Genomic DNA, 25,891 nt, shown 5'->3' on the forward strand with positions numbered 1-25,891 from the left:
GTGGGGGATTCGCGGAGCGTTGAATTGGAGCGGGCGAAGGGATTCGAACCCTCGACCCCAACCTTGGCAAGGTTGTGCTCTACCCCTGAGCTACACCCGCATCCGTCGCGCCGGCAAAGCAAGTCGCGCAGCCGTCGCGGGCGTCGTTATGCCGGAAACAAATTTGCTTTGCAACTGGCGCGACGCGCCTGCGTCGACGCTCCGGAAGGGACGGCTCCCGGAGCGTCGCGACGTCACTGGATCATGCGCGCCGTGTTGCCGGTTTCCACCGTGATATTCGCGCTGTCAGGCGAGATCCAATGCGGAACCCAGGTAAGAGCGACGATGACGAAAGCGGTGAAGCCTATCAGATACACGAGGATCTTGCCGACTTCGCCGTCGTGAACATTAACCGCCATTTGCCTCTCCCATTCTATGTTGTTCGGCTTTCGCCGGAAGGACAGGGACGGCGGCGGATGATGCAGCGATGAAAACCGCCGCCGTCCACCAGGACAGCTACAGGGGGACTGCCATGGCTGGGCGTAGTCTGCGAAAACGGTCCGCGGAAACAAGGACCACAGACAGTATTTCCGTTGGTCAAATACTTGGTATCATGAAACTTATACTTGCTGGATCCAGGCGTCGCGCGAGACGCTGGAAGCCCTGCCGTTCGGCTTACCCGCGTGCTATCGACTTTTCAGCCATCGCCATTCGTTCAAGCCGAAGGGGCCGCCATGTCCGAAGCTCTGAGCTATGAAGAGATCGTCGATCTGCTCGCGCTCGAGCCCAATGCGACGTGCGGCTTTGTCCGCATCACCTATACGAGCAAGCTGTCCTTGGGCGCGGACGCCTTGCCGGCGCCCTTCGCGCGCAGCGGGCCAGTGGGTTCAGCGCTCTATTTTTTGGTGACGCCGCACGCGCCGGTTCGGCTGCACCGGATTCGCAACGATCAGCTCTATCATTATTACCTCGGCGATCCGCTGGAGCTGTTCATGCTCCATGGCGACGGCTCAACCGAGCGCGTGGTGGTCGGACCGGATCTGCGCGCCGGCCAGAGGGTTCAGCTGCTAATTCCCGGCGACACTTTTCACACGGCGCGGCTTCTGGGCGGCGGACGCTGGTTTTTGGGCGCGAGCACCGAATGGCCAGGCGTCACGCCGCAGGACGTTGAGATCGGCGATCTCGATCTACTGGCGTCGAAATATCCTGGCGTAGCGGCCGAGATCCGCTCAATCGCGGCTTCGGTCAAAAGCGTTCCGATACCGGCAGGCCAGCCGCGCTAGGAGCTACTTGCATTCCTGCACGGCGCGCGCGAGCGCGTCCGACATTCCCTTGAGGGAATAGCTGTCGGTGGTGCTCGTCCCTTTAGACGAAGCGGCCTTCACGATGAGCTTGGCGCCGCCGCGCAGCGCGCCGACAAATTCTTTCTCCCGCGACTGATCCTTCACCCAGGCGTTCGTTCCCTTGGTGATCAGTTCGTAGCTGTCGCCGTCGATATCGGCGACGGCGGCGGATCCGTCTTTCGTCGCATAACCCAGATTGATCGCGACCTCATTGTGGATATTTTCCGCCGGCCGCGTCGAGATAAAGATGTAGGCGGTCGCGTCTTTGAGCTTCGCTTTCGGCGTCCGCTCCTTGGGCTGCCCGAGCGCATAGCAGGTTCGGTTGCGCCCGCTTTGGGCGGCGTAGGCGCCCCATTCTCCGAAGTTTCCGAGCTGTTCCGGCTTGTCCGAGCCTTTGTCCGCCGGCTTCTCGGCCTTCTCGGCTTTCTCGTTCTTGGCCGGCTTTCGCTTGTTGGCTTTGCCGCTTGCATCCTCGGCCGGAGCGTCTTCCGCGCCCGGCTTGGGCTTCGCTTCGGCAGCGTCAAAAGCGAAAGCGATCGCCAGTCCGATGGCGGCGACAGCGAGGAGAAGACGGGAGCGCGTGCGAGAATCTCTAAGCATAGGCTCAGATTTTACCGAGGACAGGGGGCGCGAACAAGAGCTTCAGCGCATTCTCGCTACGCCGCCGACCGGAGCCTAACCCTCTTTTCGAGCCGCCATCAGATAATTGACGTCCGTATCGTGACTTTTTCGCCAGCTCCTGGTCAGCGGCTGGAAGCTCATCCCGACACGATCAATCTCCCGCATGCCGCCCTGACGCACCCATGAGGAGAGTTCGTCCGGGCGGATGAATTTGTCATGGTTATGGGTGCCTTTCGGCACCCAGCCGAGCACATATTCGGCGGCGACGATGGCCAGCAGATAGCTTTTCGTCGTCCGGTCGATCGTCGCCAGAAAGAGGAGCCCGCCGGGCTTCAGCAGCCGCCCCAGCATGGCCACGAATTCCCGCGGCCCTTCCACATGCTCAATGACTTCGAGCGCCGCCACCGCGTCGAACTGCTCGCCGGCCGCGGCGAGGTCTTCGGCGGTGATATTGCGATAATCGATGTCCAGCCCGGACGTTTCGGCGTGCCGTTTCGCGATGGCGATGTTGTTGGTCGCGGGGTCGACCCCGGTCACCTGAGCGCCGAGCTGAGCCAGCGACTCGCTCAATATGCCGCCGCCGCAGCCGATATCCGCGATGCGCACGCCCTCCAGCGGTCGGTCGCCGGGCGCGTTCAATGCGCCGGCGTCATGTCGGATGAGCCGGCGCACGTGATCGCGGATATAGGCGACTCGGATGGGATTGATCTCGTGGAGAATCCCCATCTTGCCATTCTTGTCCCACCAGAGCTCGGCCAGGCGGTTGAAACGCGCGACGTCTTCGGGGTCGACGCTGGCGGAGTGGGGAGCGGACTGTTGGGGCAATAGAAACCTCGCGAAGATGCGGAGAAATATGTGCAAGCTCCTCATCCTGAGGAGCGCGCGAAGCCCGCGCCTCGAAGGACGAAAGCTTGCGCATGATTCCCTTGGCGGAGCGCTGCCGTTGACAGGTCCGCCGACGCGGACACATATAGCGCCGCTTCCCGCGAGACGCGAGCGCCTCGCCCATTTTCGGTCTCCATGTCACGCCTGGTTATGAAATTCGGCGGCACCTCGGTCGCCACTGTCGAACGCATCCACAATGTCGCGCGCCATGTGAAGCGCGAGGTGGATGCTGGGCGTGAGGTTGCTGTGGTGGTCTCGGCGATGGCCGGCAAGACCAATGAGCTTGTCGCCTGGTGCAAGGAGGCGGCGCCGCTTTGCGATCAGCGCGAATATGACGCCGTCGTCGCCTCGGGAGAACAGGTGACGGCCGGGCTTCTGGCGATGGCGCTGCAGAAGGCGGGGGTGCCCGCCCGCTCCTGGCTCGGCTGGCAGGCGCCGATCTACACCAACTGCACGCATGGCGCGGCGCGGATCGAATCGATCGACGGCTCGGGCATCATCGAGGGCCTCAACCGCGGTGAAGTCGCCGTCATAGCCGGCTTTCAGGGCGTGCACCGAGAAACCGGGCGGATCACGACGCTCGGACGTGGCGGCTCGGACACAAGCGCCGTCGCCATCGCGGCGGCGATCAAGGCCAGCCGCTGCGACATCTATACGGACGTGGACGGCGTTTACACCACCGATCCGCGCGTCGTGCCGAAGGCGCGGCGCATGGACAAGATCGCTTTTGAAGAGATGCTGGAAATGGCTTCGCTTGGCGCGAAGGTCCTGCAGGTGCGTTCGGTCGAGGTCGCCATGGTGCACGGCGTGCCGACCTATGTGCGCTCGTCCTTCGACGATCCGGAAAATCCGGGGCAGGGGACGTTAATCTGCAACGAGGAGGACATTGTGGAAGCGCAAGTCGTCACAGGCATCGCGTTCTCGCGCGACGAAGCGCAGATCACGCTTCGCGGCGTCGCCGACAAGCCGGGCGTCGCGGCAGCGGTGTTCATGCCCTTGGCTGAGGCCGGAATCAACGTCGACATGATTGTGCAGGTCGTCTCCGAGGAGGGCATGACCGACATGACCTTCACCGTAGGAACCGCTGATTACGAGCGCGCCTTTGCGATCATCGAGAAGGTCAAGGATGCGATCGGCTTCGCGAGCATAACGGGCGAAAAAGACGTCGCGAAGATTTCCGCGATCGGCATTGGCATGCGCAGCCACGCCGGCGTGGCCGCTGAGGCGTTTCGCGCCCTGTCGCAGAAGGGCGTCAATATTCGCGCCATCACCACGTCCGAGATCAAGTTTTCGGTATTGATCGACGAGGCCTACACCGAACTCGCCGTTCGCACGCTGCACTCGCTCTACGGCCTCGACGCCGCTTAGGCGAGCAGTATCGCTACGCTTGAAAGCGAGCGTTGCCGCGACATCTACCGCTGCCACAATGGTTCGCGTGGAGGATGTCCAATGGAAGTTCTTACCAAGAGCGTCGTCGCCGAGACGAAGCTCGATCCGACGGTCGCCAAAGCGGCTCTCGGCCTTGTGCTCGGTTTTCTTCGCGACAAGGATACGACGGGCAATATGCAGGTAATGATCGCCAAGATGCCGCGCGCTCAAGAGGCGATTGATACAGCTCAGTACACCGGTGACGGCGGGGTCACGCAGGTCATCGAAGGCATGACAAGCTTTATTGGCCACGGCCGCGCAGATCTGAATATTCTCGCTGGTCAGCTCGAAAAGCTCGGGATCAGTGAAGCGCAGACCGATGCCTTGGTTCGCCAAGTGGTCAATCGCGCTGAAAATATTCTTGGGGCCGAGGGCGCCGAGAAGATCAAGAGCATTCTGCCCGCGTTGCGTGAGCGCAGCGACTTGCCGACGGATCTACGCCACTCGGCATAACAATTTGACTGACGCGCGCGCCGCGCGCGTCAGCCATCTGGCGGCGTTTAGCGCAATTAGAGCGCTTGATTTTCCTCCCTGTCGCGGCGACAGTCTGGCGGTTTTCGGTTTGCGAAGGGGAGGCCTGCAATGGATGAACTGGTGGCGCGCGTCTCGGCGGCTCTTGGCGTTGACGCAGAGGTCGCCAGGACGGCGGTGGGTCTTGTTCTGGGATTCCTTCAAAAGGAATCGCGTGACGGCGCCGTATCGGAGCTACTCGATAAGCTTCCCGGCGCCCCTGAGGCGATCCAGTCCGCTGAATCCGTAGGCGGCGGGGGCGGGCTTGGAGGTTTGATGGGCGGCATGGGCGGGCTGATGGGTCTTGCCGCCAAGCTGAATGGCGCAGGCGTCGATATGAGCCAGATTCCAAAACTGGGCCATGAGATTTTCGGCTACGCCGAAGAGCAAGTCGGGCCGGAAAAGCTGCGGGAGATCGTCGATTCGATCCCCGGCATCGCGCAGTTCGTTTGATCCCTATCGTCTAAGGCTTGCGATCGTCACCCCGCTCGCGCGCAGCGCCCCGAGAAGGACGCCGGCGTAGACGAGCGCGCCGACGAGCGCGAGCGCGGTGAGCGCGACGAGATTGGCGAGAGCGCCGAAATGCGCGCCGAGCGCCAAGGCGGATGAACGCCCGAAAATGGCGACAGCGGCGAGAAAGGCGCAGGCGACAAATGTCGCGCCGAGCGTCTTGACGAAAACGGCGTCGAATCGCATTCCTTCCTGGGCGAGCGCGAGTCCGACGAGCGCGGCGAGGTTGATCCACAATCCGACGGATGTCGCCGTCGCCAGCCCAACCGCCCCGAGCGGGCGAAACAGCACGATCTTCAACGCGACATTTGCGGCGAGCGCCGCCAGCGCGATGAGCATCGGCGTTCTTGTGTCGCCGCGCGCCTGAAAACTCGCGCGCGCCGAAGCGATCAGCACGAGCGCCATCAGACCGGCGCCATAGGCGGCGAGCACGTCCCCGGCGGCGTAGGCGTCGGCCGCTGAGAATTTGCCGCGCTGGAAGAGCCCGGCGACGATCAGTTCGGGAATCGTGTCGAAGGCGATAAAAAATGGCGCCGCCAGCGCGACGGTGAGCGCCATGGTTCGGCTCTGCGCGTGATGCGCGCCCGCCTCATCGCCCGCCGCGAGCCGGCGGCTCATTTCGGGCAGCAGCACCGTGCCGGCGGCGATGCCGATGACTCCGACGGGAAGCTGATACAGCCGCTCCGCATAAGAAATCGACGAGACGCCTCCATCGGGAAGCATCGATGAGAGAATTGTGTCGGCGAGCACGGCGATCTGCGGACTGGCCGAACCGATGATCGCCGGCCCCAGGCGAATGAAGAAATCCCGCACGCGCGCCCAATGCGGCTTGCGTAACCGCTGCAGGACGCCGATACGCCGCGCCTGCCACATCAACAGCCCGAGCTCCAGAACGCCTGAGATGGTGATGCCCCAACTCGCCGCATAGCCGGCGTTTGGAAAAAGGAAGGCGACGGCGAGCGCCGCCATCACGGAGAAATTCATCAGGTTGGGCGCGAATGCGGGAAGCGCGAAGCGGCCGCGCGCGTTCAGGGCGCCCATGTGCAAGACGAAGAGCGTGATGAAAAGCAGATAGGGGAAGGTGATGCGCGTCAGATTGACGGCCAGCTCGAATTTTTCCGGCCGGTCGTCGAGTCCCGGCGCGAGCAGCGAGACGAATTGGGGCGTCAGCGTCCAGACGATGGCGAGCAATATGATCTGCGAGGCAAGGAGCAGCGTGTACACTTCTCCGGCGAATTCCTCGGCCGCCGCGTCGCCCTTCTGCTCGATCGCCATCGAATAAGATGGAACGAAAGCCGCGTTGAACGCGCCTTCGCCAAAGATCGCGCGAAAGCTGTTAGGCAGCCGCTGGGCGATGAAGAAGGCGTCCGAGACAGCGCCGGCGCCCATGATCGCCGACTGCATGGCGAGCGACAGAAAGCCCGTCACGCGCGAGAGCAGGGTGAAGCCGCCAACCGAGAGCAGATTGCGAATCATCGCAATCGTCCTATCAGGATTCGGTTAAGCCTGCGCTCCCGTCAGTGCTGCGGGCAGTGCAGGGAGTATCCGCCGGCGATCGTGGCAAGCTCGTCGCCTTCGCCCCGCGACCAGCGAATGTTGGCGCTGCGTCGGCATTTGTCGGAAATGTCGGCTCGGCGCTCATATGTGGCGACATCCTGATCCGCATCGACCGTGAATCCGTCGTCGCGCAGTTCATCAATGAGATCGTCGACTTCCGTCGAACCCACGTGAAAGCGTTGGGCGAGCCGCGCCTGGAAGACCCGCTGATCGGCCTCGGTTTTCGATTCGGGGAGGCCGTCGAGCAGGGTCGGCAGGGCGGGGGCCGCCACGAAGCGCCACATGCGGACGCCGAAGGCGGCGAATAGCGCAATCAGGGCCGCGGCGATCAAGAGGTTTCTGCCGCGCAATGGCGAACGGCGCTCGGTGTTCATGGATTCACGCCTCGTCCCTTCGTGCCGTCGCAGCGCGTGACGCATCTGTGAAAGCCCGCTTTCAGTTTGTCGACGCCCTAGTCGCCCGCTTTGCTGTTGGTTACTTCGTTCTCGCCCAGCCTCTCGGCGACGAGATAGAGCGGCCTTCCCTTTACCTCATTGAAGATGCGGGCGACATACTCGCCGAGCACGCCAAGCGAAATCAGCTGAACGCCGGAGAAGAAGGCGATCGAGACCACCAGAGTGGGAAAACCCGGCGTGTCCACGCCAAAAACCATGGTGCGGGCCCAATAGTAGACGGCCATCGCGATCGCGAAGGCGGAAATCGCTAGGCCTACATAGGTCCACACCTTGAGCGGAATCGACGAAAAGGACATCAGCCCGTCGAGCGCAAATCGCGCAAGCCGAAAGAAATTAAATTTTGACGTTCCGCCAGCGCGGTCTTCGACGAAGAAGGGAACGCCGATCGATTTGAATCCGATCCAGGCGAAGAGGCCCTTATTGAAGCGCGCGCGCTCGCGCATCGACAGCAGCGCGTCGACCGCCCGCCGGTCGAGAAGGCGGAAGTCGCCGGCGCCTGGCGGCAGGCGCACATCGCCAAAGTCCTCCAGCAAACGGTAAAAAACATGCGTGAACGCCGCGCGCAGCTTGGGATCGGTCGCTCGGTCGATGCGCTCTCCGTAGACGTTCTTGTAGCCTTCCCGCCACTTCTCGATGAACAGCGGGATGACTTCCGGCGGGTGTTGCAGGTCGGCGTCCATGATGACGACCGCGCGTCCCAGCGTATCGTCAAGCCCGGCGACGATCGCCACCTCCTTGCCGAAGTTGCGGGAAAGCGACAGGGCGCGAAAGCGCGGCTCCTCGACGCAGAGGTCGCGCAATATCTCCAGACTCTCGTCGCTGGAGCCGTCATCGACGAAGATCGCTTCATAGGAGACGTCGCATGCGTCGACGGCCGGAGCGAGTCTGGCCGCGAGAGAGCGAAGATTTTGCGCTTCGTTGAAGACGGGGATCACGAGCGATATATCGGGCCTGTTCATGGCGGCGTTTAAACCAATATTTATAGGCGGAGCATAGGATTAACGGGCGCAGCATAGGCGAAGTCGTCGGGCGGCGCAGGGAGCAGGCTATGGTTGAAAACCAGATTGTTGCGGTTTGCGCGGACGATTACAGCCTGTCTTATGGGGTGAGCGCCGGCATTTTGGAAGCGCTCGACGCGGGGAGGCTCACTGCGGTTTCGGCTTTGGTGAATGGCCCCCGCTGGCCCGCCATGGGGCTAGAGCTGTCTCGCCGCGGGCGAAACGCGGACGTTGGCCTGCATTTCAATCTCACCCTCGGGCGGCCTCTTTCGTCCATGCCGCAGTTCGCGCCCAATGGAGAGTTTCCCCCGCTTTCCAAAGTTGTCCAGATGGCTTTCGGCCGGCGGTTGCCAATGGACGAGATTCGCACAGAGATCGATCGTCAGTTCGACCGCTTCGAAGCGGTGATCGACCGCCCGCCGGACCATGTCGACGGCCACCAGCACATACACGTCCTTCCCGGCATCAGGACGGCGCTGCTTGACGCGATGGAGGCGCGAAAGCTTGGCGGCCGGGCCTGGGTTCGCGACGCCGGGGATGGCTTACACCGCATTCTCGTGCGCGGAGCCAATGCCCGCAAGGCGCTCTCTGCGCTCTCGTTGGCCGGCGGCTTTCGCCGGGAGGTGCGCCAGCGCGGCTTCGGCGTCAACGATGGCTTCGCCGGATTCTCGAATTTCCATCCGAGCTTCGATTACGCGAAGATCTTTCAGAGCTACCTTCGAGCGCCCGGCAGCAGACATCTCATCATGTGCCATCCTGGCCATGTGGACGAAGAGCTTCGAAGGCTCGATCCGGTGACGATCACGCGCGAGCAGGAGCTTGCTTTCCTGCTGTCGACTCGACTGCCGGAGATGCTGGAGAAGCGCGGCCTGCGTTTGGGTCGTCTATCGCAGGCGAACCGGAACCTAAGCGCCGAGCAAACGGCGGCTCAGTAGATCCCTTCAAATGAGATCGGCGCCCGTTTCTTGCCGTCCTCCAAATAGATGTCTTTCGAGAACGACGCGCGTCGGCGGTTGAAGGCCTGCAGCCACCATCCGTCGCCCAGTGGATCGAAGACCGGCGCGTCGGTTCGGCGGAAGATCGCGGTCGAGCCGACAAACTCCACCTTTTCGAACATCTGATCTTCGCTCAGGAAGTCCGCGAGCCGGCTGATGGTTGGGATATGAATATCGTCGACGACGAGCAGCCCACCCATCTTCAGGTGCGGGTAGAAGTAGTAATATTCGAGTTCGGGGAACGGAAAGCCGTGCGGACCGTCGATCAGGACAAGGTCGTAGCGAAAATGGTCGTCGTGTCGCGGCAGCGTGAGCTGAGTTGGCCCAAAGACAAGGTCGAGGCGGTCCGAACGCGTCGCGGGACAGTTCATGAAGTAGTCGACGCTTGACGCGTCTTGTCCACGATCGTCAAAGCAGAAAACCTTGTGCCGTTCGGCGATGCGCGAAAGAAAGATCGTGGATTTTCCGCAGCCGGTTTCGGCCGAGAAGATCTGCGTTCCGGTCAGCAGCCGCTCGATGCGCAGCAAAGTGCGAAGCGGCATCGATCCCGCGCTATGGGCGTAGCCGAAGGCGCGCTCATAGTCCCCGATTTCGGCGGCGAGGCTTTTGTCGCGCGTCGCCTCGGCGCGAAGCGGCGGCGGCATTGAAGAGATTGGAGAGCTCCAAAGCCTTCGCCGCACGCGATTGATCAACTTTCGGGCGAAGAACGAGGGCATGGCTCCTGATGTTTCTCAAGGGTCCGCGAAAGGTTGACGGCTTATAGCAGCGCAAGCCTCGCCAAGGAAGCGATCGGCCGCAGCCAGCCGCTTATGTCCCTCTGACGAATAAATTCATACGAATTCAACGTCTAAACCGAAATCGAAGACTGGGGCGGAGTGCGTCAGCGCGCCAACGGAAATAAAGTCGACGCCGGTTTTCGCAATTTCCGCCACGCTCGCGAGCGTGACGCCGCCCGAGGCTTCACAGATCATCCGGCCGCCGACGAGCGCCACGGCGCTGCGCAGATCGTCGAGCGTCATATTGTCCAGCAGCACGGCGTCCGCCCCCTCGTCGAGGGCCTCGCGCAACTGGTCGAGCGTATCGACTTCGATCTCGACTTTGACGAGATGGCCGATATTCCGCTTGGCGGCTCTGAGCGCCGGGAGAACGCCGCCTGCGATGGCGACGTGATTATCCTTGATGAGCACGGCGTCATCGAGGCCGAAGCGGTGATTGACGCCGCCGCCGCATCGCACGGCGTATTTCTCAAAGGCGCGCAACAAGGGCGTCGTTTTGCGGGTGTCGCAGATTCGCGCGGATGTGCCGGCGATGGCGCTGACGTAGCGCGCCGTGAGCGTGGCGACGCCCGACAGCCGGCCAAGAAAATTGAGCGCCACACGCTCGGCGGAAAGAATGGGCTGGGCCGGGCCGGAAATTATCGCTGCCAGCGTTCCCGGCTCGACGCGGGCGCCATCGGCCGCCTGCGCTTCGAAGATGATCTCTCGGTCCATCAGCGCGAAGGCGGCGCGCGCCGCCTGAAGTCCGGCGACCACCCCCGAGTCGCGCGCGACGATCCCCGCCCTGGCCTGCGCGCCCAAGGGGATCGTCGCCTGCGTCGTGACGTCGCCGGCGCGCCCCAAATCTTCGGCGAGCGCGGCGCGAACCGCCTCCTCGATCAGCAGCGGGGGCAAATCGGGGATCATGACTTAAACCTCGTCGGCGATGCGCAGGACGGCGTCGAGCGTCGTGAGCGAGCGGCGCGCGAGCGCCGGGACGGGCTGCGGAAAGTCGGAGCGGAAATGCGCGCCGCGGCTCTCGCGTCGCTGGAGCGCGGCCGCCGCTATGAACAGACCCGTGGTCAACATATTGCGCGCCTCAATATCGCTGGTTCGCGAGATCATGCGCCGGATCGACCTTACCGCGACGGCGAGCCCAGCGCCGTTACGGATGACGCCCACATTCGCGGACATGAGATCGCGCAGCTCTTCGATGACTGCGAAATCCTTGTCGCGCGGCGCCGGCTCGATACGCTCCGCCTTCGGGAGCCATTCGACCGGCAAAAGGGGCGTCGCGCGCACGTCCGCAGCGACGCGGGCGCCGAAAACGATCGCCTCGAGAAGAGAATTGGAGGCGAGCCGGTTCGCGCCGTGAACGCCGGTCGAAGCGACTTCGCCGACCGCCCAGAGGCCATCGAGGTTCGTGCGCCCGCGGTCGTCGGTCCAGACGCCGCCCATATGGTAATGCGCCGCCGGCGCGATCGGAATAAGTTCGCGCGAGGGATCGATCCCGGCGCTCATGCAACTCGCGTAAACGGTGGGAAAGCGCGTCGGGAATTCGGCGCCGATCGCCGAACGGGCGTCGAGGAACGCACCTTTTCCAGCCTTGACGCTGGCGAAAACGCCGCGGGCAACAATGTCGCGCGGCGCAAGCTCGCCATTTGGATCGATGTCGAGCATGAAGCGTCGGCCATCCCGATCCACGATCGTCGCGCCTTCGCCGCGCAGAGCCTCGGTCGCGAGCGGCGCCGGATCGGCGTCAATGTCGATCGCCGTCGGGTGAAACTGAACAAACTCCGCGTCAGCGATCAGCGCGCCCGCCCGCGCCGCCATAGCGACGCCGATGCCGCGCGCCTCCAACGGGTTGGTCGTGACCCGATACAGATGGCCAATCCCGCCCGTCGCGAGGATGAGCGCCGAACAGGGCGTCTCGTGGATCATGCCGGCGTTGTCGCGGGCGCGCACGCCAACCGCGCGACCGCCGCGCACGACGATCTCCTGCGCGGAATAGCCTTCGACGATCTGGATCGATGGGGTTCTGGCGACTTCCTTGGCCAGAATGTCCATGATCGCCCGCCCGGCGACATCGCCTTGGACGCGCACGATGCGCCGACGCGAATGCGCCGCTTCCTGCGAGGGGAGAAAGGCGCCGAGGGCCGACCGATCGAAGGGGGTTCCCATCGCCGCGAGGTCTTCGACGCGCGCGCGCGCTTCTTGCGCCATGCCGAGCGCGATGTCGCGGTCGACGAGGCCGCCGCCCGCCGCCACCGTGTCGTCGGCGTGGCTTTCCGGCGTGTCGCCTTCTTCTACGGCCGCGGCGATGCCGCCCTGCGCCCAAAAGGACGAGCCGCTGTATCCGACGGGCGTCGGCGCGAAGATCGCCACCGGTGTCGGGGCCAGTTTCAGCGCGCAGAACACGCCTGCGAGTCCGCCGCCGATGATGAGGATGGGAGGCAAATTCTCGCGCATCGACCGTTTAGTCGACCGCGACTGCAGCGAGCCGCGCGAGCGCGGCGGCCTCACGGGCGATCGCCGCTTCTACCAGGCTGCGCGCGCGCGGCGGCAAGGGCAGGGCGAGGGCCGCCGAATGGCCCTTGGGCGACATTTTGCACAAGGTTTTGCCGAGAATGTCGACGAGCTTGTCGTCGGCATACTCCCGGTGCTTTTCAAGAAATTCGTCGAAGTAATGCTCGAGAAAGACGATCGCGGCGATGTTTTCGAGCGCCTGCGACTCCGGGTCTTTCTTGAGCTGTTCCTTACGGATCAGCGCGCCGACATGCGCGATCGCCGCTTCGTCGTAGCCATGCGCGCACATGATCTCCGCGACCAGATGGGCATGGTGGATGCGGCAGGCGCGCCGCCACTCGTTGTAGCCGCGACGGCCTTCCTCATAATCCGCACGGGCGATCTCCCAGCGCCGCAGATGTTGCGCGCGCGTCGCAATCTTCAGGAGATCGGAGGCGTCGGGATAGAGCGCGGCAAGCCGCGCGCTCATGCGCTCGGCGTAGACCTGCTCAAAGGCTCGGCCCTCGAGCCGGCGCGGATCGTCGGCATTGGCGGCGTCGATGGCCGCAATCGTCGCATCGAGCGCCAGCATTGTCCGCCCTGTTCAAGTCAGGCCCCAGCCTAGCCCAGATCGATCATACGTTGCACGCTGCGGCGCGCGCGTTCGGCCACTGCGGGGTCCACGATCACTTCTTCGCGGACGTAAAGCAGGCTGTCGAGGATTTTCGGCAGCGTGATGCGCTTCATATGCGGGCAGAAGTTGCACGGCCGCACGAATTCGACGTCCGGCGTTTCGGCGGCGACATTGTCGGCCATCGAGCATTCGGTGACGAGCAGCACGCGGGCCGGCTTCCTGCTGCGCACAAAATCGATCATCGCCGCCGTCGAGCCGGCGAAATCGGAGACTTCCACAACTTCGCGCGGACATTCCGGATGCGCGAGCACCTGCACGCCCGGATGATCGGCGCGATAGTTCTGGATCTCTTCGGCGGTGAAGCGCTCATGCACCTCGCAGGCGCCGCTCCAGGCGATGATTTCCACCTTCGTCTGCGCGGCGACGTTCTGCGCGAGATAGCGGTCGGGAACCATGATCACGCGATCGGCGCCGAGGCTCTCGACGACCTTGACCGCATTCGACGACGTGCAGCAGATGTCGACCTCCGCCTTCACATCGGCTGAGGTGTTGACATAGGCGACGATGGGAACGCCGGGATATTGTTTGCGCAGCGCGCGCACGTCGGCGCCGCTGATCGACTCCGCAAGCGAGCAGCCCGCCTTCATGTCCGGGGTGAGCACGACCTTGTTCGGATTGAGCAGCTTCGAGGTTTCGGCCATGAAATGCACGCCGCCCTGAACGATGATGTCGGCGTCGGATTTCGCGGCAAGTTTGGCGAGCTGGAGGCTGTCGCCGATGTGATCGGCGACGCAATGGTAGATCTCCGGCGTCATGTAGTTGTGCGCAAGGATGGTGGCGTTGCGCACATGTTTGAGATCGTTGATCGCCTTCACGTAAGGGGCATGGAATGGCCATTCGACGGGCGGGATGACCCGCGCCACGCGCTCGTAAAGGTGAGCGGTCGCGGCCTCGACCTCCGGCGTCCATTCCAGAGCGGGGCGGGGAAGGGCCGGAAAGCGGCCCCGCGGGCCAACGCCAAGGGCGCTCGCCGGAGGCTCGCGCCTCGCGCTCGGCGCGCTTCGAACGTCGCTGGTCAGGAGTGTCATTGTCTGGCGCCTCACGCTTATACTCAGAGTGAGTATAAGTAGCCCCCAATAAATTTCCGAGACGGATCCCCGCTCGGAGCGCTCAAGCTTTCAAAACTAAGCCGCGGACGAGGATCTCGCAACTTCGTCACGCAAGACATGTGCTCGGCACGAGTATATGTCAAGGGAAGGATCGGCGGGGGGATCGTTCTGGCTTCGCGGATGGCGCTTTCGGCGCGGGCCAAAACTGCTATAGACGGCGCATGCAATCAGGGGCGACGCCAGCTTCTTTCCCGCACCGCCACCTTCTCGGCATTGAAGGATTGAGCCGTCCTGACATCGTCACCCTTCTCGACATGGCCGAGGAGGCGATCGAAGTGTCGCGGCGGGTCGACAAGAAGCGTTCGAGTTTGCGCGGGCGGACGCAAATCAATCTGTTTTACGAATCGTCAACGCGCACGCAGGCGTCCTTCGAGATCGCCGGCAAGCGTCTGGGCGCCGACGTGATGAACATGTCGGTCGCGCGCTCCTCGGAGTCGAAAGGCGAGACGCTGATCGACACGGCGGTGACGCTGAACGCAATGCGGCCGGATATCATCGTCGTTCGCCATGCGCATGCAGGCGCGGCGCATCTTCTGGCGCGCAAGGTCGACTGTTCCGTTGTCAACGCCGGCGACGGCGCGCATGAACATCCCACTCAGGCGCTGCTCGACGCGCTGACGATCAGGCGGAATAAGGGGCGCATCGAGGGGCTGACGATCGCGATCTGCGGCGACATTCTCCATTCGCGCGTCGCGCGCTCAAACATTCTGCTGCTTGGCGCGCTTGGCGCCCGGGTGCGCGTCGTCGGGCCTTCGACGCTTGCGCCGGATAGTCTGTCGCGGCTGGGCGTCGAGGTGTTTCACGACATGCGACGCGGACTTGAGGCCGCTGACATCGTTATGATGCTGCGCCTTCAGCGCGAGCGCATGGCCGGCGCGCTGACGCCGAGCGCCCGCGAATATTTTCACTTCTTCGGGCTGGACGAAGAGAAGCTGGCCTATGCGGCGTCCGATGCGCTGGTCATGCATCCCGGGCCGATGAATCGCGGTGTGGAAATCGACACCGCCGTCGCCGACAGCCCGCGTTCGCTTATCCGCGAACAGGTCGAGATGGGCGTCGCGGTGCGCATGGCGGTGCTCGAAGCGCTCGCGCAGCACCTGCCAAATGTGTAAGCTTCTCCAAAATCAATGATGGTAGGGGAGTAGAAATGATCAAGCTCATCCGCTTTGTTGGGCTCATCATCCAGTCAATCTTGATCGAGTTTTTGCACGTCTTCGGGCTCGTGGCGTTTCTTCTCGCCGCGGCGCTCGGCTATTTCCGGCTGCCGTCCTGGCTCGTGCCAATCGTCGGCATTGTCTGCGGCATCATCGCCGACAAATTCATTGACCAGACGGAAGTCATCGCCCTTCTCGAACGGGCGGCGTCCGCCAATCAGCGCGGCGGCTTCCTGGTGATCGTTTACATCGTCATTGTCGCCGTCGGCTATGTCACAGGCGCTTATGCGCGCGGGGCGGTGCATCGCCGCAAGATCGCGCAGGCGACGCCGAGCCCCGTGGCGAAGCCGCAGGCCGCGAGCGCGGCGACCAAGCAGCCGCAAAAGCGCAAGCGCAGCTGATCGTAGAGGAATGCGCGCCGATTTTCGGCGCGCTTCTGTCACAGCCCCTCGAACCGCGCCGTCGAAAGATAGCGCTCGGCGAAAGAGGGAGGCTTGCGGCGTCGCCGCTTCGCTTTGTAAGCTGTATTCGACGCCGACTGTGACGCGCTCAATCGTCGTTTGGCCTGCGCGTCGGACGTTTTGGGCGGCGCCATGACGTATTTTTTTAGAGCTTGTGCTTTTCTCCTCGTGTTGCTGGCGACGCCCGCGGCGCGCGCCTGCTCCTGCCCGTCGCCGGTCGTGAAGGACTGGGCGGGAAATCTGCGCCAAGCGGATGTCGTCGCCGATTACGTCGTCGAGAAGCTGCGGCCGGGGCCCGACCCTTCCGACAAAATCGCGACCGTCAGGGTCACCCGAGGCTGGAAAGGCGCGAAGACCGGCGCGCGCCTCGATGTCGAATTCGGCGGAGACAGCACCTGCGCGACGAGCATTCCCGAGATCGGTGCGACGGCGCAAAAGGCGCCTTTGAGTTTGCTTAAACGTGCGCGCGCAGTTCTCTACTGGTCGCCAATCTGTTTTGGCGGACTGTCGTCGCCCCTGGTCGAGAATTTCGCCGCCGAACGCGAAGCTCTGGAGGCGAAAGCGCGCGCCGCGCCGGACGATTCCGATGCGCAGCTCGCGCTCCTCGCCCATTATCTCTATTGGCAGGAGCCTGCGCTCGCTCTTCCGCTCGCGAGGGAGGTCGCGCGCCGCTGGCCCGATAATCCGTTGGCGCAACTGCGTCTCGCGGAAGCCCTTACGGCGGCTGGAAAGCCTAAGGAAGCGTATGCCGCAAAAAGCAAGGCGTGGCAGTCGCCCGATCTGCGCGCACGTGCGGAATTGCTCGATATAAAGTTGAGGCAGCCGCGTAAGAAGGCAACGGAAGACGACGGCACCGGCTATTTAACGTTCGCCAGCCGCGACGATTTTAACCACTCAGACCTCTCAAACACTATCTTGAGCCAGGTCGTCTTTTATCAAAATTTCGATGGGCGCGGCGCCGACTTCACCGGCTCCCGCTTCATCCATGTCGGCTTCGAGGGGGGCGATTTCGCCGGCGCCAGATTGAACAAGGCGTTTTTTCATTCAGTCGAATTCAACGCCGCCGATCTGTCGGGCGTCGAAGCCCGAGAGTTCACTTGTGTTTCATGCGCCTTCGCCGGGGCCGATCTTCGCGGTTTCGTCGCGCCGCAGGCGTCCCTCTTCGACGCCCGGCTCACGCGCGCCGACCTCTCTCGCGCCAACCTGGAAGACGCTGATCTGCGCCATGCCGACCTGCGCGCCGCGCGGCTGGTCGGGACGAAGCTCGACGGCGCCAATCTTTCCGAGGCAAATTTGCGGGAGGCGACGTTCGACGGAACGTCGCTTCGCGGCGCCAATCTCCGCAACGCCGATTTGCGCGGCGTCGACATGCGCGGCGCCGATCTGTCGCGTGCGGACCTGTCCGGCGCGAACTTGAAAAACGCGTCGGTTGATTGCGCGACAAAGTTTCCCGAGGGGTTCGACGGCTCGAGGTTTGCGCTCATTCGCACGCAAGAATGCCGATAAGAAAAGCCGCTCATCGCCAGAGTGCGCGTAGCGGTCGGAAATCCACAATCCTGCTTTTTCGCGAAAGTTCGCTTCGCTCGGATGCGAAGGCGGGCTTCGCCTACAAATGCCCGCCCGCGCCGTGACTGTCACAGCCCTTCGAACAGCGCCGTGGAAAGATAGCGTTCGGCGAACGACGGGATGATCAGAACGATATTCTTGCCCTCGGCCTCAGGTCGCCCGGCGATCTCCAAGGCGGCGGCGACGGCGGCGCCCGATGAGATGCCGCCGGGAATTCCCTCCAGCCGAGCGAGCAGCCGCGCCGTCTCGAACGCCGTTTGATTGCCGATCGTGATGATCTCGTCGATGACGCTGCGATCGAGAATGGGCGGCACGAAGCCCGCGCCGATTCCTTGAATCTTGTGCGGACCGGGCGGACGTCCGGAAAGCACGGCGGAATCTTCGGGCTCCACAGCCACGACTCTCAAGCCGGGCCGGCGCGCCTTCAGCGTCTGGCCGACGCCCGTGATTGTGCCGCCGGTGCCGACGCCCGACACGAAATAGTCGACCTCGCCATTCGTGTCGTTCCAGATTTCCTCCGCCGTCGTCACGCGGTGAATATCGGGGTTGGCCGGGTTCTCGAACTGTTGAGGAATCACGGCGTCGGGATTTTGGGCGGCGAGTTCACTGGCCTTGGCGAGCGCCCCCTTCATCCCCTGCGAGGCGGGGGTGAGCACAAGCTCGGCGCCGAGCAGCGCCAGCATCTTGCGCCGCTCGATCGACATTGATTCCGGCATAATGAGAATGAGTCGATAGCCGCGCGCGGCGGCGACGAAGGCAAGCGCGATGCCGGTGTTGCCCGACGTCGGTTCGATCAGCACCGTTTTCCCCGGCGTGATCTTGCCGCTCTTTTCGAGCGATTCGATCATGCTGACGCCGATGCGGTCTTTGACGCTCGCGATCGGGTTGAAGAATTCGAGTTTGGCGAGGAGATTCGCCTTTACGCCGCGCTCTCGCGCGAACCGATCGAGCCGGACGAGCGGCGTATCGCCGATCGTCTGTGTGATGGATTCATAGATTCGGCCTCGGCCAGGTTTGGCCGGCGGCGTGAAGCTTGGTGCTGCCTGCGACATGTCTCGCCCCCAGGGAAAGAAGAATAGATCTAGATTGAGAGTTTGATTCCGACCAGAGCCATGACGCTGGCAAGAGCCGGCCGCAAATAGCGGTCGGGAACCCGAGCAGCGAAATGGGCGCCAATGGCGATGCCTGGAAGAGATCCGATGAGGAGCGAAAGCAGCAGCAACCAGTCGACGCCGCCCATCAGCCAATGCCCGAAGCCGGCGATCAGCGTCAGCGGCACGGCATGCGCGATGTCGGAGCCGACGAGACGCGCCGTCGGCGTGTGCGAATACAGCGCCAGCAGCACGGTCATGCCGATCGCCCCGGCGCCGACCGAAGAGATCGAGACCAGCACGCCGAGAAGAACGCCGAGAATCGCCGTCAACCACAACAAGCGCCGATCGCTCATGTCGTTCGTGTGTTTCGCGATGTGATCGAGGATCCACCGCCGGAAGAGAATCGAGAAGGCGGTCAGCAGCAGCGCGAATCCAAGCGCCGAGGTGATGAGCCCATTCGCCGCATGGCCGCCGGACTTGCCGAGCCAAGAGAGGACGAGAAGACTCGCGACGCTCGCGGGCACGCTGCCATAGGCCAGCCGGCGGGTTATGCGCCAGTCGACCGTCCCGTGCAGGGCGTGAACGAGCGTGCCATTCGTCTTGGTGACGGCGGCGTAAAGCAGGTCGGTGCCAACGGCGGTCGTCGGGGGCACGCCGAAAACCAGCATCAGGATCGGCGTCATCAGCGAGCCGCCGCCGACGCCCGTAAAGCCGACAAGCGCGCCAACGAAGAAGCCAGAAGCGGAATAAAGGAGATTGATCGCGCTGAGCGCGTCCAACAAGGCGGGCATTTCTTTCTTTCGTCGGCAGTGCTAATCCTACTCTATAAATCTAGTCAACTTTGTCAAATCTGACGCGCCACATTTGGGGAAAGATGAACATGCCGGTCGACTGCAGTAGTATGCCGGCGCAAAGAGCGTCCGGTCCGGACCTAGACCCTAAAGGTCAAAAAGGGAAATGCTGACAAAAAAAGCCAAATATGGCCTCAAGGCCATGGTTCACTTGGCGGGGGTGCGGCCGGGAGAAACCGCTTTGGTCGCGGACATCGCCGCCTCAAACCAAATTCCGAAAAAGTTTCTCGACGCAATTTTGGGCGAACTGCGCAATGCCGGTTTCGTCCATTCGAAAAAAGGCAAGGGCGGGGGCTATATGTTGGCGCGGCCGCCTTCAGACATAGGCGTCGGCAATATTGTGCGCGCGCTCGACGGACCGCTGGCGCCCATCCAATGCGCCAGTAAAACCGTGTATCGTCGTTGCGACGACTGCACGGACGAGACGCGATGCGCGGTTCGCCTGGTCATGCTGCGCGCGAGAGAGGCGATCGCCGAAGTGCTCGACAAGACTTCGCTTGAGCAGATGCGCGGACTGGGCGAGAGCGGCGACGGCGTCCGTCTGCTCGTCGGTGGGGAAGCTGCGCGCCAAGCCATGGACATGGCGTGAGCCGGCGCCTATAAAACGCCGGCGCGGTTCCGCGCCGCAGCATCTCCTCCAAGGGGCCGGCTAAGGCCGGAAAGCGAATGTTGGACAGGGTGGCGCAAGTGACGAAGACGGGCGAGGCGACAGCGATTTTGCGCCACACCATGGTCGAACGCCAGCTTCGTCCGTTTGATGTGACCGATGTGCCTTTGCTTGAGCGCTTCCTCGAGACGCCGCGCGAGATTTTCCTGCCGGACTCACTCGCCTCGCTCGCCTATTCGGATATGGCGGTTTCCCTAAAGGGCGCCAGCGGACGCATACGCAACCTGCTTCCGCCGCTCGTGTTGGCCCGGATGCTTCAAAGCGCCGACGTCAAAGCGACGGATAGGGTGCTCGATATTGGGGGCGTGGGATACTCGTCCGCACTGCTCTCTGGCCTCGCCGAAAAGGTTGTCGCGCTGGAATGCGATTCCGGTCTGGCCGCCCGCGCCAAGACTGGCCTCGCGGCTCTGGGCTGCGAAAACGTGCAATTTGAGCTGGGGCCTTTGGAAAAGGGCTTCGCAGGCGGCGCCCCTTACAACGTCATCATTATTCAAGGCCGCGTTCAGGCAGGACTCGAGGCGTTGTTCGAACAGCTGACGCCCGATGGTCGACTGCTGGCGATCGTCACGCCGGAGACGCGCGCCGGCCAGCAGGTCGTACGCTTCGAGCGCCAGGACGGCCGTTCGGCGGGCGAACTGCCGTTGTTCTCGGCGACGGCGCCGGTGCTCGATGGCTTCGAACAGGCGCCCGCCTTCAACCTCTAGCGCCGCCATTTCGCCTTAATCGCGTTTCTAGCGTAGCGTTCGGGTGTCATCGTCGAGACTGATCGCCGCCGTAGATTGGCGTGCGTGTCGACGCGCGAAGATAGGTTGAGAACAATGACAATCGACGGGTATGGCCTCGGGTGGCGGCGGTCGGCCAACGTCCTGTCCTGCACGTCCGCCGCCGCATTGGCGCTTGCAGCGGTCGCTCTATCGCCGGGCCGGGCCTCTGCGGAGAGCCTTAGGTCGGCTCTGGCGCGTGCCTATTACGGCAACCCGGATCTCAACCAGAGCCGCGCCAATGTGCGGGTGCGCGACGAAGACGCGCCGAAAGCGAAATCGGGCCTTCGACCGAAAGCCAGCATCACCGCACAGGCTGGCGCGCAATATGCGGCGATCAAGATTCCCTTTGGCGGCAGCAGTAGCCAGCAGGCCGGCGCCGCGGCCGGCGCGAGCGGCGATTTTCAGGACACCTACGTGGGTTACCCACGCGGCGCGACTCTGAACATGTCGCAGACGCTGTTCGACGGCTTCCGCACTGAAAACTCCGTGCGCCAGGCGGAATCGGGCGTCTTCGCGGCGCGCTCGACGATGCGCCTGACCGAGCAGGCGACCCTTCAGAACGGCGCAACCGCCTATATGAACGTGCTGCGCGACACGGCGGTGGTGTCGCTGCGCAAAAACAATATTTCGGTGCTTGAGGAACAGCTCAAGCAGAGCCGCGACCGTTTCCAGGTCGGCGAAGTGACTCGAACCGACGTCTCCCAGGCCGAAGCCTCGGTCGCGCTGGCGCGTTCGGAATTCTATGCCGCGCAGGCGCAGCTCAAGAACAGCATGGCGAACTACCGCCAAATCATCGGCGCCGAGCCAAAACACCTTGAGCCGGGGCGCAGCCTCGAGCCGTTATTGCCAAAATCTTTGGAGCAGGCGATCGCCATCGCATTGGTGGAGCATCCCGGCGTGACCGCAGCCTTTCACCAGGTGGACGCGGCGGCGCTCGCGGTCAAGGTCGCGGAAGGCGCCCTGGCGCCCAATCTCTCCGTCAACGGCCAGGTGTCAAATCAATATGACTCGTTTCTCGGATTGCCGGGATCGAAGCAGTTCACAGCATCGGCGACAGCGCAGTTGAACGTCCCGCTCTATCAGGGCGGCGTCGAATATGCCTCAGTTCGCCAAGCCAAGGAGCAACTCGGCCAGGCGCGGCTTAACGCCGACGTTCAGCGCGAGAGCGTCCGCGCCAGCGTCGTTTCGAGCTACGGGCTGCTCGACACCGCCAAGGCGTCGATTATCTCTGGGCAGGCGGCGGTGAAGGCGGCGGAGACCGCGCTCGCCGGGGTGCGCGAGGAGGCCAAGGTCGGGCAACGCACCACCCTCGATGTGTTGAACGCGCAGCAGTCGCTGCTCAACGCCAGGGTCAACCTCGTCACGTCGCAGCGCGATCGGGTCGTCGCCTCTTATGCGGCGCTGGGGTCGATCGGACGCTTGTCGGCGCAAGAACTCGACCTCGCGGTCGCGCTCTATGACCCGAGCGTTCATCTCAATCAGGTGCACGACCTGTGGTTCGGTCTCGACACGCCCGACGGCCGATAAGAATTTCGCGAATGCGGGTGACATCATAGCGCGAAAAGTGTGGAATTCGTTCGGACCGAGTTGATTCGCGGATTTCGCGCGGTCAGAGATCCGGTTCACCCTCATGCGCGGCCTTTCCGCGCAAAGCGGCAGAACTCCATGAGCGCAGCGAACGCATCCGCCCCGTCGCATTCGTTGCAGGACGAAGCGCGCGCGAACGAGCCGTCGATGGAGGAAATTCTCGCTTCCATCCGTCGGATCATCGCCGACGACGACAGCCTGCCGGACGCGCGTCGCGATGATCGCCGGCGTGCGCGCGACATCGACGGGGCGCGCAGCGCCTATCCAGCGCCCGTGCTCGAGCGACGCGAGGACGAACCGCCGTTGTCGCTCCTTGACGGCGACCTCGACGAGATCGCGGAAGCAGGGGACGTTCGGCTGATGTATGTCGCGGGCGACGCTCCTCAGGAAACGGGACCCGAGCTGACGGAAGCCGAAGAGTCATGGGAGATTGAACGCGTGGTTGAGCGCCAAGAGGCGGGCATGGAGATCGGCGATGTTGCGCCGGTTGTCGAGCAGGCGTTGCTGTCAGATAAATCCGCTGCGACGGTCGCGTCAAAATTTCAAGCGCTCGCCGCTGGCGTAGCGTTCAGTGAGAGCGACATTCTCGACAGATGCGCAAAAGAATTGCTGCAGCCGATACTGCGGCAATGGCTCGAGGCGAATCTGCCGTCGCTCGTGGAGCAGCTGGTGCGCGCCGAAATCGAACGGATCGCCCGGCCTGCAAACCGTCTTGCGGCTTCGGCGCGCAAACCCAGTCAGCCTTAACGACGCTTTAAACGGGTCGAAGCTATCCTCGCGGCCATGCATCGGCTCCGAGTCATGATTCATACGCTCGTCCTCCCGCTCAGCCTCTACACAGTGGCTGGCGTCTTGGCCGCCTATTTCATCTGGCACGGCGTTAACGGCCAGCGCGGGCTGAAGATCGGCGAGGAATACGAGCAGAAGCTCGATCAGCTGCGTCTGGAGCGCAACCTGCTCAAGCTTCAACGCATGCACTGGGAAAGTCGCCTGGCGCTCATCAAGGGCGAGACCGTAGACGCCGACATCCTCGACGAGGAGGCGCGCAAGCGACTGGGGCGGGCGCACAAGAACGACGTCGTGATCTTTTTGCCGGCGCCGGGCGCGCCCTAACCTCGGCGCGGCGAGAAACGCGCCTGCAAGCCGGGCGGTCCCGCGCAGTCGACAAGGTCCCGCGAGATCAGATCTTCAAGATGGGCGAGGGCGGTCATCGCCGCCGCGACGTGGAGACGTTTGTCGACGCCTTCGTAAATGTGGGCGACGATCTCAGCGATCGTTTCGTCCCCCAATTCAAGACGCTGAAGAATGGCGGCCTCGCGCGCGCGCCGGTGATGAAGCAGGGCGCGCAGGAAACGCTGGGGATCGTGCACCGGTTCGCCGTGCCCCGGCCAATAGATGCGGTCACCGCGCCCGCGCAGCCGTTCGAGCGACGCCATATAGGCGCCCATGGAGCCGTCCGGCGGCGCGATCACGGTGGTCGCCCAGGCCATCACATGGTCGCCGGTGAAGAGCGCCTGCTCCTTCGCGAGCGCGAAGCAGAGATGATTCGCCGTATGGCCCGGCGTCGCCAGGGCCACAAGAGAAGCGCCTCCGATTTCGAGCGTATCGCCGTCTCTCAGCAAGATATCCGGCGCGTAGCTCCGATCGTGGGCTGCGTCGAGGTTGGGGGCGTCGACGGATTGCGACTCGCGGGGCATGTGGGGAGCGCAGCCGGCGATTATGGCGCCCGTCGCCTCCTTCAAGGCGCGCGCCGCCGGCGAGTGATCGCGATGCGTATGGGTCACCAGCACGTAACGCAGTCTTTCGCCGCCGATGCTTGCCAGCAGCGCCCCGATGTGACGCGGGTCGTCAGGTCCAGGGTCGATGATCGCCACATCGCCGTTTCCGACGAGGTAGCTGCATGTTCCCCTGTAGGTGAACGGACCGGGATTTGGCGCAAGTGCGCGTCGCGTCAGCGGTGAGACGCGCGCCGAAACGTCTGGGTGTGTTCCGGCTTGAATGACGGCGCCCTCATTGCGGCCGAGGGGCCGCAAAGCATCATAAGGCGTCGGAGGCGCGCTCGAAAGAGCGGCGCGGCGGTGGGACGTCCCAGCGCCACGCCGCGCAGATTACATCGGGAAAAGCGAGTTCTGACGCTGCAGCTCGGATTGCAGAGCATAGCCCTTTTTTCCGCCGTAGTTCACCTTGCACCAGGTCGTCTCGCCCCAGCCATAAACGCAGGAGCCGATATTGACCGTCGTGTTCTCGGGGATGCTGCCGAGGATCTTGTAATTGACCCCAGGGCCTTTGTAGATGGCGACGTCGTTGTTGGTGGTCACCGGCGCGATTTCGACATTGTTGCCTTGCGTGCCGAGCACGCCCGCGGCGACGAAGCCCTTCATGTCGCCGGCCTGGATTTGGCACCAGTCGCGCTTCCAGCCGCCGCCACAATCGAGCACTGTGACGTCGACGCCGGCGGGCAGCTGGCCGATGACGGGCCACTTGGGGCTCGGGCCGGACCGGACGTTCGCGGCGCTGGTGAGCGGGCTGGCAAAAGCGGAAGCGCCGAACAGAACGGCAGCCGCCGCTGCGAATCCGATAATTTTCTTCATATCTATCCTCCCAGATGAAAACTGGGCCGATTAGCAAGGCCCGTGTTTCCGAAGACTAACGAAACCGGAGCGAAACAGTTCCGCCCAACACCGCAGTCCTCGAAATACACATATTCCTACGCCTGGCTTTAGCAAAGCGAAAGGCCGAGCTTGCGCCGACCAAATTTCATTAGAGTTATCGGTCGCGCTCGGGGGCGGGGCAAAAGAACATGTCGAGGCAAAAAAGAAGCGGCTTCGCCTGCCGGTTAAGGAAGACTCAGCCGCCAAGTTTCTCACGCGCGAACTCGAAACGCACGCTTCCGAGCCGGACGCGCGTGCGCGCAACGCCCGGCCCGAAACTCTGCTAGAGCGCGCTGCGAAAAAGTGGGAACCGGTTTTTCGCGTAGAGAGCGCTCTAAACTTTGGCAATCGATCACGTTATCTGCATTGGGGCGATTCCGCCCAAATGCAGCGTGATCAGTCGAACACCGCGCCCAGCGCGACGCCAAGCAGGCCGACGACGACCGCCGCCGGCAGGATTGCGTAACTGCCCATCAGCAGCGCGCCGATGACGCCGCCGATCGCCGCGGCGATCGCGCCGCCGACGATCTTGCCGGTGTTGCTCTCAGGTTTTTCCGTCGCCGAACCGCCGGCGTTCTGCATCGCCTCTTTCGACATGGCATCCTCGCGAGACATCACTGATCGCCGCATCGACGCGTCGGTAGCAAAGTCATGTGAGAGCGTGATGAGAGTTTCGTGAAGGCCCGCGTCACCGAGGCGCCACTTTAGGTTCACACGCGCGGGCGTCGCCGCGGTCGCCAATGGCGAACCCG

Annotated in this window: 29 protein-coding genes and 1 tRNA gene; 13 read left to right on the forward strand and 17 right to left on the reverse strand. The window is 63.3% G+C overall.

The genetic code is table 11. The features are described 5' to 3' along the window. Positions 1-25: 25 nt before the first annotated feature. Positions 26-100 (reverse strand) — tRNA-Gly (locus EHO51_RS06150). A 133-nt stretch (positions 101-233) separates the two neighbouring features. Continuing rightward, positions 234-398: a hypothetical protein gene (locus EHO51_RS20490; protein WP_018408438.1), complete on the reverse strand. Its 165-nt coding sequence runs from the start codon at positions 396-398 to the stop codon at positions 234-236. 315 nt (positions 399-713) lie between these two features. Between EHO51_RS20490 and EHO51_RS06155 the strand changes: the two genes are divergently transcribed. Next, positions 714-1,262, forward strand: a complete 549-nt coding sequence (locus EHO51_RS06155; protein ID WP_124738159.1) for a cupin domain-containing protein — start codon at positions 714-716, stop codon at positions 1,260-1,262. Positions 1,263-1,265: 3 nt separating this feature from the next. On the opposite strand, the gene EHO51_RS06160 is transcribed toward EHO51_RS06155, so the two are convergent. After that, positions 1,266-1,922, reverse strand: coding sequence for an invasion associated locus B family protein (locus EHO51_RS06160; protein ID WP_124738160.1), 657 nt, complete (start codon positions 1,920-1,922; stop codon positions 1,266-1,268). Between the two features lie 75 nt (positions 1,923-1,997). Continuing rightward, on the reverse strand, positions 1,998-2,768 hold the full coding sequence (ubiG, locus tag EHO51_RS06165) for a bifunctional 2-polyprenyl-6-hydroxyphenol methylase/3-demethylubiquinol 3-O-methyltransferase UbiG (protein ID WP_124738161.1): 771 nt from the start codon (positions 2,766-2,768) through the stop codon (positions 1,998-2,000). 195 nt (positions 2,769-2,963) lie between these two features. Here ubiG and EHO51_RS06170 point away from each other — a divergent pair, with 195 nt between their 5' ends. From EHO51_RS06170 to EHO51_RS06180, 3 genes are all read left to right on the forward strand, one after another. Further along, positions 2,964-4,196, forward strand: coding sequence for an aspartate kinase (locus EHO51_RS06170; protein WP_124738162.1), 1,233 nt, complete (start codon positions 2,964-2,966; stop codon positions 4,194-4,196). Between the two features lie 81 nt (positions 4,197-4,277). Continuing rightward, positions 4,278-4,709: a hypothetical protein gene (locus EHO51_RS06175; protein WP_124738163.1), complete on the forward strand. Its 432-nt coding sequence runs from the start codon at positions 4,278-4,280 to the stop codon at positions 4,707-4,709. A 129-nt stretch (positions 4,710-4,838) separates the two neighbouring features. Then, positions 4,839-5,219, forward strand: coding sequence for a DUF2267 domain-containing protein (locus EHO51_RS06180; protein ID WP_124738164.1), 381 nt, complete (start codon positions 4,839-4,841; stop codon positions 5,217-5,219). Between the two features lie 3 nt (positions 5,220-5,222). On the opposite strand, the gene murJ is transcribed toward EHO51_RS06180, so the two are convergent. The 3 genes from murJ to EHO51_RS06195 form a co-directional block, all read right to left on the reverse strand. Beyond that, positions 5,223-6,752, reverse strand: coding sequence for a murein biosynthesis integral membrane protein MurJ (gene murJ / locus EHO51_RS06185; protein WP_124738165.1), 1,530 nt, complete (start codon positions 6,750-6,752; stop codon positions 5,223-5,225). Positions 6,753-6,793: 41 nt separating this feature from the next. Continuing rightward, positions 6,794-7,207 (reverse strand): hypothetical protein, encoded by a 414-nt coding sequence (locus EHO51_RS06190; protein ID WP_124738166.1) that lies wholly within the window; start codon positions 7,205-7,207, stop codon positions 6,794-6,796. Between the two features lie 77 nt (positions 7,208-7,284). Further along, on the reverse strand, positions 7,285-8,247 hold the full coding sequence (locus EHO51_RS06195) for a glycosyltransferase family 2 protein (protein WP_124738167.1): 963 nt from the start codon (positions 8,245-8,247) through the stop codon (positions 7,285-7,287). 89 nt (positions 8,248-8,336) lie between these two features. Between EHO51_RS06195 and EHO51_RS06200 the strand changes: the two genes are divergently transcribed. Continuing rightward, positions 8,337-9,221, forward strand: coding sequence for a ChbG/HpnK family deacetylase (locus EHO51_RS06200; RefSeq protein ID WP_124738168.1), 885 nt, complete (start codon positions 8,337-8,339; stop codon positions 9,219-9,221). Here EHO51_RS06200 and EHO51_RS06205 read toward each other — a convergent pair. The 5 genes from EHO51_RS06205 to nadA form a co-directional block, all read right to left on the reverse strand. Beyond that, entirely contained in the window at positions 9,215-9,925 is a 711-nt protein-coding gene (locus tag EHO51_RS06205; protein WP_124738169.1) for a class I SAM-dependent methyltransferase, read from the reverse strand. The two genes, EHO51_RS06200 and EHO51_RS06205, sit on opposite strands and share 7 nt — an antisense overlap. Before the next feature lie 186 nt (positions 9,926-10,111). After that, positions 10,112-10,963, reverse strand: a complete 852-nt coding sequence (gene nadC / locus EHO51_RS06210) for a carboxylating nicotinate-nucleotide diphosphorylase (protein WP_124738170.1) — start codon at positions 10,961-10,963, stop codon at positions 10,112-10,114. A gap of 3 nt (positions 10,964-10,966) precedes the next feature. Further along, positions 10,967-12,505, reverse strand: a complete 1,539-nt coding sequence (locus tag EHO51_RS06215; RefSeq protein WP_124738171.1) for an L-aspartate oxidase — start codon at positions 12,503-12,505, stop codon at positions 10,967-10,969. 7 nt (positions 12,506-12,512) lie between these two features. After that, complete coding sequence (locus EHO51_RS06220) at positions 12,513-13,133, reverse strand: DUF4202 domain-containing protein (protein ID WP_124738172.1); 621 nt, start codon at positions 13,131-13,133, stop codon at positions 12,513-12,515. Positions 13,134-13,162: 29 nt separating this feature from the next. Next, positions 13,163-14,263, reverse strand: a complete 1,101-nt coding sequence (gene nadA / locus EHO51_RS06225) for a quinolinate synthase NadA (protein ID WP_124738173.1) — start codon at positions 14,261-14,263, stop codon at positions 13,163-13,165. A gap of 242 nt (positions 14,264-14,505) precedes the next feature. On the opposite strand from nadA, the gene EHO51_RS06230 reads away from it, so the two are divergent. The 3 genes from EHO51_RS06230 (at position 14,506) to EHO51_RS06240 (ending at position 17,465) form a co-directional block, all read left to right on the forward strand. Continuing rightward, on the forward strand, positions 14,506-15,456 hold the full coding sequence (locus EHO51_RS06230; RefSeq protein ID WP_124738174.1) for an aspartate carbamoyltransferase catalytic subunit: 951 nt from the start codon (positions 14,506-14,508) through the stop codon (positions 15,454-15,456). A gap of 35 nt (positions 15,457-15,491) precedes the next feature. Continuing rightward, complete coding sequence (locus EHO51_RS06235; RefSeq protein ID WP_029648188.1) at positions 15,492-15,899, forward strand: hypothetical protein; 408 nt, start codon at positions 15,492-15,494, stop codon at positions 15,897-15,899. A 192-nt stretch (positions 15,900-16,091) separates the two neighbouring features. Then, entirely contained in the window at positions 16,092-17,465 is a 1,374-nt protein-coding gene (locus EHO51_RS06240; protein WP_124738175.1) for a pentapeptide repeat-containing protein, read from the forward strand. A 128-nt stretch (positions 17,466-17,593) separates the two neighbouring features. Here EHO51_RS06240 and cysK read toward each other — a convergent pair whose 3' ends face one another. Then, on the reverse strand, positions 17,594-18,577 hold the full coding sequence (gene cysK, locus EHO51_RS06245; RefSeq protein WP_124738176.1) for a cysteine synthase A: 984 nt from the start codon (positions 18,575-18,577) through the stop codon (positions 17,594-17,596). 29 nt (positions 18,578-18,606) lie between these two features. Continuing rightward, positions 18,607-19,410, reverse strand: a complete 804-nt coding sequence (locus EHO51_RS06250) for a sulfite exporter TauE/SafE family protein (RefSeq protein ID WP_109026639.1) — start codon at positions 19,408-19,410, stop codon at positions 18,607-18,609. Between the two features lie 166 nt (positions 19,411-19,576). Between EHO51_RS06250 and EHO51_RS06255 the strand changes: the two genes are divergently transcribed. The 5 genes from EHO51_RS06255 to EHO51_RS06275 all read left to right on the forward strand — a co-directional run bounded on the left by EHO51_RS06255 (position 19,577) and on the right by EHO51_RS06275 (position 23,601). Then, a complete protein-coding gene (locus EHO51_RS06255) occupies positions 19,577-20,059 on the forward strand; it encodes an RrF2 family transcriptional regulator (protein WP_123176196.1) in 483 nt (160 codons plus the stop codon). A gap of 77 nt (positions 20,060-20,136) precedes the next feature. Then, positions 20,137-20,841, forward strand: coding sequence for a protein-L-isoaspartate O-methyltransferase family protein (locus EHO51_RS06260; protein ID WP_124738177.1), 705 nt, complete (start codon positions 20,137-20,139; stop codon positions 20,839-20,841). Between the two features lie 114 nt (positions 20,842-20,955). Further along, positions 20,956-22,428 (forward strand): TolC family outer membrane protein, encoded by a 1,473-nt coding sequence (locus tag EHO51_RS06265; RefSeq protein ID WP_124738178.1) that lies wholly within the window; start codon positions 20,956-20,958, stop codon positions 22,426-22,428. Positions 22,429-22,566: 138 nt separating this feature from the next. Beyond that, positions 22,567-23,235 carry a PopZ family protein gene (locus EHO51_RS06270; RefSeq protein WP_245434774.1) on the forward strand — a complete coding sequence of 223 codons (669 nt, stop codon included), beginning with the start codon at positions 22,567-22,569 and terminating at the stop codon, positions 23,233-23,235. A gap of 105 nt (positions 23,236-23,340) precedes the next feature. After that, positions 23,341-23,601 carry an FtsB family cell division protein gene (locus EHO51_RS06275; RefSeq protein ID WP_239754504.1) on the forward strand — a complete coding sequence of 87 codons (261 nt, stop codon included), beginning with the start codon at positions 23,341-23,343 and terminating at the stop codon, positions 23,599-23,601. Here EHO51_RS06275 and EHO51_RS06280 read toward each other — a convergent pair. The 3 genes from EHO51_RS06280 to EHO51_RS06295 form a co-directional block, all read right to left on the reverse strand. Beyond that, complete coding sequence (locus EHO51_RS06280; protein WP_124738180.1) at positions 23,598-24,521, reverse strand: MBL fold metallo-hydrolase; 924 nt, start codon at positions 24,519-24,521, stop codon at positions 23,598-23,600. The genes EHO51_RS06275 and EHO51_RS06280 overlap by 4 nt on opposite strands. A gap of 75 nt (positions 24,522-24,596) precedes the next feature. Continuing rightward, positions 24,597-25,079 carry an SH3 domain-containing protein gene (locus EHO51_RS06285; protein WP_124738181.1) on the reverse strand — a complete coding sequence of 161 codons (483 nt, stop codon included), beginning with the start codon at positions 25,077-25,079 and terminating at the stop codon, positions 24,597-24,599. 456 nt (positions 25,080-25,535) lie between these two features. Next, positions 25,536-25,754, reverse strand: a complete 219-nt coding sequence (locus tag EHO51_RS06295; RefSeq protein WP_124738183.1) for a hypothetical protein — start codon at positions 25,752-25,754, stop codon at positions 25,536-25,538. Positions 25,755-25,891: the final 137 nt, after the last annotated feature.

Source organism: Methylocystis rosea, assembly GCF_003855495.1.
In the GTDB taxonomy this organism is placed as follows: Bacteria; Pseudomonadota; Alphaproteobacteria; order Rhizobiales; family Beijerinckiaceae; genus Methylocystis; species Methylocystis rosea_A.

Bases quoted from the DNA above. Each gene is read 5' to 3' on its own strand.
- EHO51_RS20490 (WP_018408438.1), bottom strand. From the start codon at position 398: ATGGCGGTTAATGTTCACGACGGCGAAGTCGGCAAGATCCTCGTGTAT.
- EHO51_RS06155 (WP_124738159.1), top strand. From the start codon at position 714: ATGTCCGAAGCTCTGAGCTATGAAGAGATCGTCGATCTGCTCGCGCTC.
- EHO51_RS06160 (WP_124738160.1), bottom strand. From the start codon at position 1,922: ATGCTTAGAGATTCTCGCACGCGCTCCCGTCTTCTCCTCGCTGTCGCC.
- EHO51_RS06170 (WP_124738162.1), top strand. From the start codon at position 2,964: ATGTCACGCCTGGTTATGAAATTCGGCGGCACCTCGGTCGCCACTGTC.
- EHO51_RS06175 (WP_124738163.1), top strand. From the start codon at position 4,278: ATGGAAGTTCTTACCAAGAGCGTCGTCGCCGAGACGAAGCTCGATCCG.
- EHO51_RS06180 (WP_124738164.1), top strand. From the start codon at position 4,839: ATGGATGAACTGGTGGCGCGCGTCTCGGCGGCTCTTGGCGTTGACGCA.
- murJ (WP_124738165.1), bottom strand. From the start codon at position 6,752: ATGATTCGCAATCTGCTCTCGGTTGGCGGCTTCACCCTGCTCTCGCGC.
- EHO51_RS06190 (WP_124738166.1), bottom strand. From the start codon at position 7,207: ATGAACACCGAGCGCCGTTCGCCATTGCGCGGCAGAAACCTCTTGATC.
- EHO51_RS06195 (WP_124738167.1), bottom strand. From the start codon at position 8,247: ATGAACAGGCCCGATATATCGCTCGTGATCCCCGTCTTCAACGAAGCG.
- EHO51_RS06200 (WP_124738168.1), top strand. From the start codon at position 8,337: ATGGTTGAAAACCAGATTGTTGCGGTTTGCGCGGACGATTACAGCCTG.
- EHO51_RS06205 (WP_124738169.1), bottom strand. From the start codon at position 9,925: ATGCCGCCGCCGCTTCGCGCCGAGGCGACGCGCGACAAAAGCCTCGCC.
- nadC (WP_124738170.1), bottom strand. From the start codon at position 10,963: ATGATCCCCGATTTGCCCCCGCTGCTGATCGAGGAGGCGGTTCGCGCC.
- EHO51_RS06215 (WP_124738171.1), bottom strand. From the start codon at position 12,505: ATGCGCGAGAATTTGCCTCCCATCCTCATCATCGGCGGCGGACTCGCA.
- EHO51_RS06220 (WP_124738172.1), bottom strand. From the start codon at position 13,133: ATGCTGGCGCTCGATGCGACGATTGCGGCCATCGACGCCGCCAATGCC.
- nadA (WP_124738173.1), bottom strand. From the start codon at position 14,263: ATGACACTCCTGACCAGCGACGTTCGAAGCGCGCCGAGCGCGAGGCGC.
- EHO51_RS06230 (WP_124738174.1), top strand. From the start codon at position 14,506: ATGCAATCAGGGGCGACGCCAGCTTCTTTCCCGCACCGCCACCTTCTC.
- EHO51_RS06235 (WP_029648188.1), top strand. From the start codon at position 15,492: ATGATCAAGCTCATCCGCTTTGTTGGGCTCATCATCCAGTCAATCTTG.
- EHO51_RS06240 (WP_124738175.1), top strand. From the start codon at position 16,092: ATGACGTATTTTTTTAGAGCTTGTGCTTTTCTCCTCGTGTTGCTGGCG.
- cysK (WP_124738176.1), bottom strand. From the start codon at position 18,577: ATGTCGCAGGCAGCACCAAGCTTCACGCCGCCGGCCAAACCTGGCCGA.
- EHO51_RS06250 (WP_109026639.1), bottom strand. From the start codon at position 19,410: ATGCCCGCCTTGTTGGACGCGCTCAGCGCGATCAATCTCCTTTATTCC.
- EHO51_RS06255 (WP_123176196.1), top strand. From the start codon at position 19,577: ATGCTGACAAAAAAAGCCAAATATGGCCTCAAGGCCATGGTTCACTTG.
- EHO51_RS06260 (WP_124738177.1), top strand. From the start codon at position 20,137: ATGTTGGACAGGGTGGCGCAAGTGACGAAGACGGGCGAGGCGACAGCG.
- EHO51_RS06265 (WP_124738178.1), top strand. From the start codon at position 20,956: ATGACAATCGACGGGTATGGCCTCGGGTGGCGGCGGTCGGCCAACGTC.
- EHO51_RS06270 (WP_245434774.1), top strand. From the start codon at position 22,567: ATGAGCGCAGCGAACGCATCCGCCCCGTCGCATTCGTTGCAGGACGAA.
- EHO51_RS06285 (WP_124738181.1), bottom strand. From the start codon at position 25,079: ATGAAGAAAATTATCGGATTCGCAGCGGCGGCTGCCGTTCTGTTCGGC.
- EHO51_RS06295 (WP_124738183.1), bottom strand. From the start codon at position 25,754: ATGTCTCGCGAGGATGCCATGTCGAAAGAGGCGATGCAGAACGCCGGC.